The organism is Thermoactinomyces daqus, assembly GCF_000763315.1.
GTDB lineage: Bacteria > Bacillota > Bacilli > Thermoactinomycetales > Thermoactinomycetaceae > Thermoactinomyces_A > Thermoactinomyces_A daqus.
Genome location: NZ_JPST01000053.1, coordinates 1 through 9,747 on the forward strand (window position 1 = coordinate 1; position 9,747 = coordinate 9,747).

The window sequence follows — 9,747 nt, forward strand, 5'->3', positions numbered from 1 at the left end:
ATGTCAACATATTTTTCAGAAAAAATTGCACAAAAAAATAGCCGGCCAAATGGCCGACCTTCTAAACCTCTATTTCTCATTTCCGAGTCTTCGTTCTAAGAATCGCAACCTTTGCTCTAATGTGGAAAGAGCAAAGTCTTGTCGTTCGTCCTTTTCGACTAAAAGAGAAAGGATCTTGTCCAATGGTTTAAGACTATTTAAAACCTGTTTGGTCTGCTGGTCCATTCGATCTAAGAGCCGTTGATTTGATCCTTCGATCAGAGAGGAAAGCATTTCATAAGTTGCGTCCGCTTTGTCTTCTGCTTTTGTGGCTGCCTGTTGCGCAACGGCTTCCGAGATCCCTTCAAGTGTTTCAATCATGCTTAAAGCTTCTTGTCTGGTTATCGCCTGATCTTTCAAAAAAACTAGATCCTGCTCGATTCCATCTAATCTGTCGTTAAGTCGATCCATTTTTCTATCGAGCTTTTCAAGCAAAGATAAGTATTTGTCGTCCACCGTGCTACCTCCGATCGTGAAGACCCTTTGTGCGTGCCAATCACTATGGATTTCAATACGTACCTAGACCACACCTTCCGGCATAAAAATCGGATTCATGGATATACTATTAAGATATCCAGAATCGATTTTCAGGGGTCTGTGCGCCCCGTAGAGCGACGGAAATTACTCCGGGGTACATTTATATATCCCCGGCACAAAACACGCCTTATAATCGAAAATTTCTACGCATTCTCAACTCAGTTGCAATACGGGACGTTTAAAGCCGCGTGTTCTTTCCTGCGGTTTTATTTGTAGTTTGCCATTCACCTTAATAGACCTAGCTTGGAATACTTCTCTGACAGGAAGTCCATTTTCTTTTTCGTCGAGCGTTTTGATTAAAAACGATCCGATACCAGGAAGCCAATAAGTTCTAAACTCTTTATTCTTTCCAACAATTACAGCATATTCACGGAAATCATTTACAAATTCCAGCTCGTTGTCATACTCTGTTTTTTGTTCAATTTTTTTCATAACAGATTTATCTACTTGGATGAAAGTCCGCAAATATTCCGGCTGATTCCGGCTACAATCGATACACGCCAAATGCAAAGCATCAGGGTGATCCTCTATTTTCCCCTTTTCAACAGGCAGCCAACGCGCAAAACGCTTGTCCATCGCTCGTTTACATACTTCGCACCGACCATCTTCCGCTTGCCATATGGCTAGCCGTGTTTCTTCCGAAACCTTCACTTGGGACCTATGTTTTTTGGGCGGCTTCTTGCTCGGCCTCTTCTTTGTTCCAAATTGAACCGGTACTTCATTCATTCCCAATTCTTTTGCAGCCAGATAGCGAGCAAAACCATCTACAAGCATTCTTGTCTTCGGATGGACAATAATTGTTTGGTCCAGTGTGCCTGTTTTTTGAATATATTCCTTCAAAGCATTTATTTTTTCTCTATTAGGCTTTGTTTTTTTGAAAGGCGCAGGAATAGAGATCTCTGATAAAGCGAGAGTTTGTTGTTTGTTTTTCATGAAGTTCTCCTCCGTTAATACAAGTCATTTTATCAGAAGGGAATATTACTCCCCGCTCCTCCATCAGTCTCAGACCGTTTGAGAAGGAATTGACACAAGTGACTCAACTTTATTAGCAAACTCTTCAATCTCTTGACGGAGTTTGTTAATTTCTTCATTGTTATCGGCATTATCTAAACGGCTCACCAGTTGCTGCTTTTCAGCCAACAATTCATTAACCTGATCCGAAGGAATCAGATCAAAATGCTTGCCACGTTGGATTTCCCCAGATATATGAAGCAATTTTCGGCGAAGATCAACTTTTTCTCTTCCAAAGTCATTATCATGTTGCGGTTCGTTTTGGAATTCATCTTCGGCATAAAACAGGCCAGGATACTGCTTTGCATACTCATCTGAAAGAACGAATGGAGCAGAGGTTTTTTCTTCCTCTGGTATTACCCATCCATCGCTTTCAAGGGCGTGTTTGATTGCGCCGTATGGATTTTCGCGTGGTTCTACCTTTTTGTGATACTCATAGGTGTTTTCAATTGCCCAGTCCAGGCTCTTCTTTTCCTTGTTTGCGATTCCGATCAACTTTTCAATGTGTTTGATCGATAGTTTTTTACCAAACTTATTTTTGATGGTTGTTTGATAACCAACTACTAACGAGGCCGTTTCGTGAAGTGTTAGTTGTTGTTCTCTTTCGTCAGATGTTTCATTAGTAGAGTGATTAGTTAGTAGTGTCGGCATTTCCCGATCAGGTTTTTCCTCATCTGGTTTTACCCGATCCGGTTTTTCAGGATGTGGCTGCACAGACTTCTTTTTTGCCTGATCCTGAAATTCCGTATCTGGTTCAACCTCTTGATTTTCTTGGCTTTCAATAATCGATTCAATGTCTTCATCATTCCATTCGTCGATCTCTTCTTGAGAGCTGACTTTTACAATGAGTGGTTTTTCCCAAAATGGATTATGTACCGGATCTTCACAAACAACATATTCCTTTTGTGCTACTTTCCCTTTGATCCGAAATTCGATCAATACAACAAAACCGTGCTTTCGCAACTCCTTCAATGCCTTGTAATGGGCATCGCGTCCGTTTTTAGACTCATTGATGATTTCTTCCATGATGATCTTCCAGTTGTCCGGCTTACATAAGAAGATCCCCATCAGCCCCTTAGCTTCGAGCGAAATTTCCGGCTGATTTTCAAATACGGTCTTGTTGATTGTTACATATGGATTGTCTTTGTTTTTTCTCTTACGAATGATGGTTTTCGTTCCACGGTTTTTGCTGATTTTCCCCATAATAAAATCCTCCCCTGATCGCGACCACTACCCGCGCCAAGAGAGGAAAACCATACACCTGTACAAATCCGCTTGTTATCTCTATTTGTCTACAAAATTCGTGTAATTCCCCATTGTTTTACTAAAAAAAGGTGGTTGCGTTTTGCCTTTTTTACCGTTAAAATGAGGAATGTAAACATTAATAGCGGTTGCAACGAGTGCGGTTTCCCTAAAGTTTGGCGACGGAAGGGACCGCATCTTTTCTTTACGACGTTAATTCTATCACCGATTTAATAGGGTGGCAACCAAAATTAGAAGATTGTGACGCCTGGCGATCCGGCGGGCGTTTTTTGCTGTCCAAAAGTTGAAGCATTCTTCCAAATCGATGATGTAATCACACATCTCATTCACAAAAAATGAACATAGAGATGTTAGAATATAAAGGCAGTTGGAAATAATAACATACAGGAGGCATTTCCATGTTGAAGAAATCGATGTTGTGGTCGATTGTTTTCGCGTTGGCTTTGTCGTTGTCTGCTGCATATAACATGCCAACGGCCTGGGCGCTTCCGCCGGGAACACCGTCCTTGTCCACCGCCCAATCCGAATTGAACGCGCTCACTGTTTCCCCCGAAGGCTCCATGACCGGCTACTCACGCGATAAGTTCCCACACTGGATCGACCAAGGAGGTGGCTGTGACACCCGTCAGGTGGTGCTCAAGCGCGACGCTGACTACTATAGCGGCGACTGTCCGGTAACGTCCGGCAAGTGGTACAGCTACTACGACGGCGTCACCGTGTACTCCCCTTCCGACATCGACATCGATCACATCGTGCCGCTGGCCGAGGCGTGGCGGAGCGGTGCCAGCAGCTGGACCACTCAGAAACGCCAAGACTTCGCCAACGACCTTGATGGCCCGCAGTTGATCGCGGTGACCGCCAGTGTCAACCGATCCAAGGGTGACCAAGACCCTTCGACATGGCAGCCGCCGCGTTCCGGAGCCCGCTGTGCGTACGCGAAGTGGTGGATCCATACCAAGTACAGATGGGGGCTGACCCTGCAATCGTCGGAGAAGTCCGCATTGCAGAGCATGCTCAACACCTGTTCCTACTAACCTAGAAGGGAGTCACTCGATGGAAGTAAAGTCGTCAATCTTCACCGCAACCCACGGTGTGATGACCGCTGAGGTCGGGGTGATTAGCGGGGAACTCGAACTGCGCACCACCTGCGATGCCAACGGCGCCCTCACGCTCGCCATCACGTATGTCGGCGCCGATGAGTGGTACACGCTGCCAGGTGAGGATTACCGCCTGCACGATCCGCGTGACCACGAGGTCGTCCACCGCATTCTCGCCACCGTGCTAGAGCGCCCTTGAGATGGATTGACCTCGCCGCGCTCCCCCCATCTGTATAGCGTAATGAAGGAGAGAAAAAAGACAAAGAATAAAAAAGTTCCCTTCGTTTTGGATTAGCTGCTTTTGTATTGGTGCCAGTAGCTGAAAAATAAAAGGATTCACCCTATCAGAGCGATTGTGTTTCGTAAATTTGCGAAACATAATGCAAAACACAACAAAATTAACGGCGCCAATGTAACCCCTAGAGCCAAAATGGCCCATAAAAAAGACGCTCGCTGGATCGCCAGGGAGCGTTTTTTACTTTGGTCTGGCTCATCAGTAGGAAGGTGACCAATCCTTCCTAGACGTGGGCCTTTAGCTTTTATGCTTTTGTGATTAATTTCAGCGCTTTTTCCGCTTTATATCGGGCACATCCAGCTATCTCAGCTAACTTTCGAATACTGGGGTATTCATTATTCTGACTAAAATATTCTATTGCTTTTTCTATTATTTCTGATGTGTCTGGCTGTGGAGCGGTATTAATTCGAATAGTCCGGTTAATTTCTCTAGTCTCTTCTAAAACAAAAGAATTACCAATAGTCAACGTTTCTTTGATCGATTGTAGAAGGTCAATATTTCTTCGTGATTCCTCAAGTTCTCTATCAACAATTATGTTAATTGCCTCCGAGACAGATAAGCCCAACTCATTGCAATAGTCTTTAAATTGCTTATACAGGATATCAGATACCCGTGAATTGAGTAGACGGTTTCTGTTTTCATCCTGTACTTTCATGTTGTAGCCGTTTTTAACACTGTCCAGTTTGTTGATCCATTCCTGTTCCTTTGAATCCAACAAGTTTTCTTCGCACAGCTCAAGAATTTTGAGTGTGAAGTTGTTAACGCCCATTGTGTTATATGCTTTTTGAAGCTTCAATGAATGGTGTTCTCCCTTCGCCAACATGCTTAAATGTTGTTGGAACCGGCTCATGATATTTTTGCTCTGTCCAACATAACATTCACCTGTGACTATATTTTCAATTGCATAAATTCCCATCATGATGTTATCCTCCTGTTGTCTGGCTCATCAGTAGAACGCCTCCGCGGATCACGGAGGCGTCTTTATGTTTTAATTCGCTTTTTTCTTTTTCGGATTCAACTGGTTCAATGCTTTGCGCGAGAGCCATTCGGAACAAGGTGCCTCATCTTTCAGCTCCCGGATGCTTGGATAGGTCCCGCCTTTTTCCGCAAACATTCTCAAAGCGACTTTTTTGATCTCCTCCAGATCCGTGAGAAGTTCTTGATCAGACTGTGAGGATTTATTGTGAGATTTTTTTCGTAGGGTATACTTTTTGGTTTGTGAGGACGATTTTTTGTGAGACGTTTTTTGTGTGTGAGTCTCCTTTTGTGAGGTGTGAGAATCCACCTCTGTGTGAGAATTTTCTTCCTGTGAGGTGTGAGAATTCTCAACCGTGAGAGCATCCTTTTGTGAGGATTTTTCCTCCTCTTGTGAGGACTCCTCAGGCTGTGAGACCTCCTCTTGTTGTGAGAGATTCGAGACTTCTTCTTCTGTGTGAGTATCGTCTGCTTGTGAGAATTGCTCATCATCTGATTTCGCTTGTTCTTTGACTTCTACGCTGTGAGACGGTTTTTCTTGCGAGACTTTTTCAGTGGCTTCGTCAGTTTGAGACTCCTTATTTTGTGAGGAAATTTCCTCGCGATTTGACTGTGAGAATTCCTCGGGTGTGAGGATTTCGTGTGAGAAATTTTCCTCTGTGAGAGGAAGTGAATTTTCTCTCTCAGAGTTTGAGGTGTGAGAGCCTGAGACTGTTTCTTCGGGTGTGTGAGCGAATGTTTGAGATGACCTTTGTGAGAGATTTTCTTCTGTATGAGACTTTTTGTGTGTGAGGTTCTCAAGCTCTGCTTGTTCGATGAATCGATAGGCGAGAATCCCCTCACCAATGAGCACCAAAAGCGGAACCGCGGAGCCAATGATCCGTCCCTCTAAAGTTGGTTTCATCCCGTGGTAGTTGGCCCACCAAACAAAAGAGAGCCCGACTAAGAAACCGACTATCGTGAAAACCAATCCCATCCACTCAATGAATCCGCGTGGGATTTTCTTTTTCATCAAAAATCCAGTTAAAGTTGCTGCTGATCCGATGAAAATAACTTCAAACATTAGCACGCCCACATATTCTAAACCGCCCGTTGCGCCGACTTTCCGCATTTGAACAAGCGAGTGGGCCACAGAAAAAATAACTGAGCCAGCAAGAACAACAAAAATGCTGGCTTCCACAAGTAGCCCAACAACAAAAGCGACCAGCCGCTTGATAGCCCAATAAACCCCATTGATGAAGTTCAGGATCAACGGAACAAAATCGCTAATAAAATATCCGATCCCATACAGGCTAAGGACAATAGAGTTTGGGACTCTTTTGTGTCCTGGATAGTAGCCTTCAAGGTATCGATTTCTTGCCTTTTCTCTCCAATCGTGATACCATTTCATCGTTTCAATCAACTCCTTCTAAGGTGTTGGTTTGCCTTGGGCGATCTACCCATCGTCCAGGGCTTTAATTTTATCAGTCCTACTTCTTCGGCTTGCCATAGACCTCATACATGGCTTTTTCATGGATCAACCAAGTATCGCCTGACTTTCTGAGCATTCCCTTCCGAATCTGTTCGTCAAATCGTCCTCTCGCAATCGCTGCTCTAATCGTATTTTCTTTATATCCCCACCTTTGTGCGGCTTCACTTGTTGTCATGATGTGTTGTAGTACTTCATATTCGTCCATGTTTATCACCGTCACTTTTTAGTGATTAACCCCTCATCTTTATTATAATCACTATACAGTGATTTGTAAATGATTTTTTCAAAAAAAATAAATAGACAGCTAGAAAAAAGACGCCCCATCCCGGAGCGTCCTAATTTCATTTACCATACTTTTTCAGCCATTCGTCGATCGCGATTGTGGCATAATACGATTTCAACTGGGTGTCTTTATTGCCGCCATCCAGCTCCACAACAAAATTGTTGAATCGGTCGGCAACGTTTTTATCCAAATACCAAGTCACTTTCCTGGTGGTTTTTTTCTGTGGAGGCGGCGGTGGAGCGACAGCGCCAGTACCAGCACCAGCGCCGGTACCATCAATAGTGCTGTTAATATTACTGGTATTTACGCCATCATTTCCGATAGCAGATTTACTGGTTTGCTTACCATTACCTTTACTGTTTTGTTTACTGGTTTTTTCACTAGTAACTGAAACAGTACTGTTACCAGTATGTAAGCTGGTTGGATCACCATTATCATTGCTGGTATTGCCACTGTTATCAGAACTGGTAATAGTACCAGTAATGTTGACATTACTGTCGCTGGTGACAGGACCAGCACTGTTACTGGTGTCGACGCTGTTGTCATTGACAGCGCTGGTACCATTACCATTACCAGTATTTATAATGGTTGATGCGCTGGTATTGTTGCTGTTAGTATAACCAGTAGTTTGACTGTCATCAGTACTGGTCTTAGTGCTGTCGGTGCTAATGGTGTTTGGGCTGGTTCCTTTGCTGTCATTAGTGCTGGTGTTTGAACTGGTTTTTTCACTGGTAAAATCACTGGCAATATTACTGTTGTCCCCAACAGTAGATTTACTGGTGACATCGCTGTTTTCTTTACCTGTAGTTGTGCCGGTGAGATTGCCAGTTTCCTCGTTGGTAGATGTACTGTTTTGATTGCTGGTATTATCACTGGCTTTGGTACCAGTAGAGATATCGATCCCGGCAGTTGCTGCAACTCTTAGGGAACGTTTTTTCTTTGGGGCCATGTCATTCGACCTCCTCAAGGTAAAGCAATTCTTGCGCCAATCGTTTGTAGGACTGCACGATTTCTGTTGTATTTTCTTCCCCTAATAGGGCAGGAACTTGATCGTATGCGACGGCATTCGCAAATTTGATACTACTGGGGATCATAGTGTTCATGATCCGGTAACCACGCTTGGCCGCGATCATCTTGGTCTGTTCGATCAATTCCTTGTGAAGGTTTGTTCTGAGCTGGACCTTCACACACAAAATTCCTGCGACGCTAAGTTCTTTGTTTTCAAGCTGCATATCCTCAATTTGGTCCAACAGACGAACAAGTCCAGTGAAGGCAAAAGTTTCAGGTTCAAAAGGGATGAGGATTTTCGCTGGCAGAGTCAAAAAGTTTGTAGCCATCAATCCAAAACCGGGTGGTGTATCAACAAAAATGAAATCAAAATCGGTTTGGGACTTTTCAATAGCCTCTTTCAGCATCAAAGAGGGTCTTTCAAGCCGCTTCCTTCCCATGATAAAATCAAATTCAAGAAAGTTGAGGTCAATGTTGGCCGGTGCAAGGTAGAGATTTGCTAAATCTGTATTGTCCGGTTTGAAAATAATCTCATCGAGAGTAGCTTCGCCTGTTAAAACATTGGCCATAGTGGGTGTTTCGAGATCATCGGCGTTGATTCCGAAGGATTGAGAGCTGTTCCCTTGGCCATCGGTATCGAGCAATAGGATTTTCTTTTCTGGGAACATCTCGGCGAAAGCGACGGCAAGGTTTACACTTGTCGTCGTTTTTGTGATCCCGCCTTTGTTGTTGGCTATGATGTAGATCTTCGGTTTTTTCTTCATCGCTAAGCCTCCTTTTTTTGGGGTATACACAAATAATATAATAGATTCGCTTGTTATGGGACAAAAAGGAAACCAGGGTGATCACCCTGGTTTTTTTGTGTGCTATTGTCATGGCTACAGTCATATAATCGTGGCTGTTTGGTGACAATCGTCGCGGCTATGATACAGACATAAAACAGACAAAAAGACTGTTGTCAGTACTATAGTCAATATTTTAGCCAGGGAGATCATTCTTCCCCTGGCTTTTCTTTGATTTCTGCCTCGATTTCATCAAAATAAGCGGGACGCTCGTGCTTTTCAACAATAGGAAACAGATCGAAAAAATCTAGGTCAAAAGCGACCATGATTGAAGCAATGAAATCAGGGTTGAATCTTTCTTGCTTGTTCCACTTTGAAAGAGTTGCCTGGGGGATACCAGTTTTGAGTGCGGCGTCCATTTGGGTGATTCCTAATTCTTTGATGATTTCACCTAGCCTGTTATCAGTTTTTACAATGGGTGCTTTGTGATTGTACAGACGTTTGGTCTTAGCTTCTTCTACCAGTTTTTCATCCATTTCTTCCCCTCCTTTTCATTGCACACTAATTATTTATTATACCATATGGAATAAATTAAATATACTGATTGTTTTTCGTTATGCCATAATGTATAATCTAGATACAGAAACAGAAAAGAGGTGAAATCAACAAAGATGACAGAAGCGGAGAAAGCATTTTATGAGGACGTTATTTTGAGAAGCTCTATTGTGGAGGGCATCCGCGAAAGCAAGCGGCGCCGCAGAGAAAGACTTCGCCAGCCGATTCTTCCGTTCGAGTACATGCCTATTCCAGAGAGGCCCCGGTACGTTAAGGCTAGTGAAGTCACAGAATTTGAGATTAAAGGGGGTGAAATCTGATGAATCGATTCTTTGGCGAACCTGAGCCATATGATGTTGTCGCTCACAAAGATCCGTATGAGTTTGATATCGACATCGATTCGCCGCGTGCTTAAAGGAGCATTCCTGTAA

The 9,747-nt window shown here is 43.6% G+C and carries 12 protein-coding genes; 3 read left to right on the forward strand and 9 right to left on the reverse strand.

All coding sequences use genetic code 11. From position 1 onward, the window contains the following. Nucleotides 1-69 precede the first annotated feature (69 nt). The 3 genes from JG50_RS0116270 to JG50_RS19070 all read right to left on the reverse strand — a co-directional run bounded on the left by JG50_RS0116270 (nucleotide 70) and on the right by JG50_RS19070 (nucleotide 2,790). Nucleotides 70-495, reverse strand: a complete 426-nt coding sequence (locus tag JG50_RS0116270) for a hypothetical protein (RefSeq protein WP_033102178.1) — start codon at nucleotides 493-495, stop codon at nucleotides 70-72. A gap of 234 nt (nucleotides 496-729) precedes the next feature. Continuing rightward, nucleotides 730-1,509 carry a ParB N-terminal domain-containing protein gene (locus JG50_RS0116275; RefSeq protein ID WP_033102179.1) on the reverse strand — a complete coding sequence of 260 codons (780 nt, stop codon included), beginning with the start codon at nucleotides 1,507-1,509 and terminating at the stop codon, nucleotides 730-732. A gap of 69 nt (nucleotides 1,510-1,578) precedes the next feature. After that, nucleotides 1,579-2,790, reverse strand: a complete 1,212-nt coding sequence (locus tag JG50_RS19070) for a hypothetical protein (RefSeq protein WP_052154413.1) — start codon at nucleotides 2,788-2,790, stop codon at nucleotides 1,579-1,581. Nucleotides 2,791-3,248: 458 nt separating this feature from the next. On the opposite strand from JG50_RS19070, the gene JG50_RS0116285 reads away from it, so the two are divergent. Beyond that, on the forward strand, nucleotides 3,249-3,884 hold the full coding sequence (locus JG50_RS0116285) for an HNH endonuclease family protein (protein WP_033102180.1): 636 nt from the start codon (nucleotides 3,249-3,251) through the stop codon (nucleotides 3,882-3,884). A gap of 19 nt (nucleotides 3,885-3,903) precedes the next feature. Continuing rightward, nucleotides 3,904-4,146, forward strand: coding sequence for a hypothetical protein (locus tag JG50_RS0116290; RefSeq protein WP_033102181.1), 243 nt, complete (start codon nucleotides 3,904-3,906; stop codon nucleotides 4,144-4,146). 340 nt (nucleotides 4,147-4,486) lie between these two features. On the opposite strand, the gene JG50_RS19075 is transcribed toward JG50_RS0116290, so the two are convergent. The 6 genes from JG50_RS19075 to JG50_RS0116320 all read right to left on the reverse strand — a co-directional run bounded on the left by JG50_RS19075 (nucleotide 4,487) and on the right by JG50_RS0116320 (nucleotide 9,297). Then, the gene (locus JG50_RS19075; protein ID WP_052154414.1) at nucleotides 4,487-5,161 is read right to left on the reverse strand and encodes a GIY-YIG nuclease family protein; all 675 of its coding nucleotides are present in this window, start codon (nucleotides 5,159-5,161) and stop codon (nucleotides 4,487-4,489) included. A 69-nt stretch (nucleotides 5,162-5,230) separates the two neighbouring features. Further along, complete coding sequence (locus tag JG50_RS0116300) at nucleotides 5,231-6,607, reverse strand: MFS transporter (protein WP_033102182.1); 1,377 nt, start codon at nucleotides 6,605-6,607, stop codon at nucleotides 5,231-5,233. Nucleotides 6,608-6,686: 79 nt separating this feature from the next. Then, complete coding sequence (locus JG50_RS0116305; protein ID WP_152568626.1) at nucleotides 6,687-6,893, reverse strand: helix-turn-helix domain-containing protein; 207 nt, start codon at nucleotides 6,891-6,893, stop codon at nucleotides 6,687-6,689. A 136-nt stretch (nucleotides 6,894-7,029) separates the two neighbouring features. Continuing rightward, nucleotides 7,030-7,920: a hypothetical protein gene (locus tag JG50_RS0116310; protein WP_033102183.1), complete on the reverse strand. Its 891-nt coding sequence runs from the start codon at nucleotides 7,918-7,920 to the stop codon at nucleotides 7,030-7,032. 1 nt (nucleotide 7,921) lies between these two features. Then, nucleotides 7,922-8,743: a ParA family protein gene (locus JG50_RS0116315; RefSeq protein WP_033102184.1), complete on the reverse strand. Its 822-nt coding sequence runs from the start codon at nucleotides 8,741-8,743 to the stop codon at nucleotides 7,922-7,924. 227 nt (nucleotides 8,744-8,970) lie between these two features. Beyond that, a complete protein-coding gene (locus tag JG50_RS0116320; protein ID WP_033102185.1) occupies nucleotides 8,971-9,297 on the reverse strand; it encodes a helix-turn-helix domain-containing protein in 327 nt (108 codons plus the stop codon). A 135-nt stretch (nucleotides 9,298-9,432) separates the two neighbouring features. Here JG50_RS0116320 and JG50_RS0116325 point away from each other — a divergent pair, with 135 nt between their 5' ends. Continuing rightward, nucleotides 9,433-9,636, forward strand: a complete 204-nt coding sequence (locus JG50_RS0116325) for a hypothetical protein (protein ID WP_033102186.1) — start codon at nucleotides 9,433-9,435, stop codon at nucleotides 9,634-9,636. Nucleotides 9,637-9,747 lie beyond the last annotated feature (111 nt).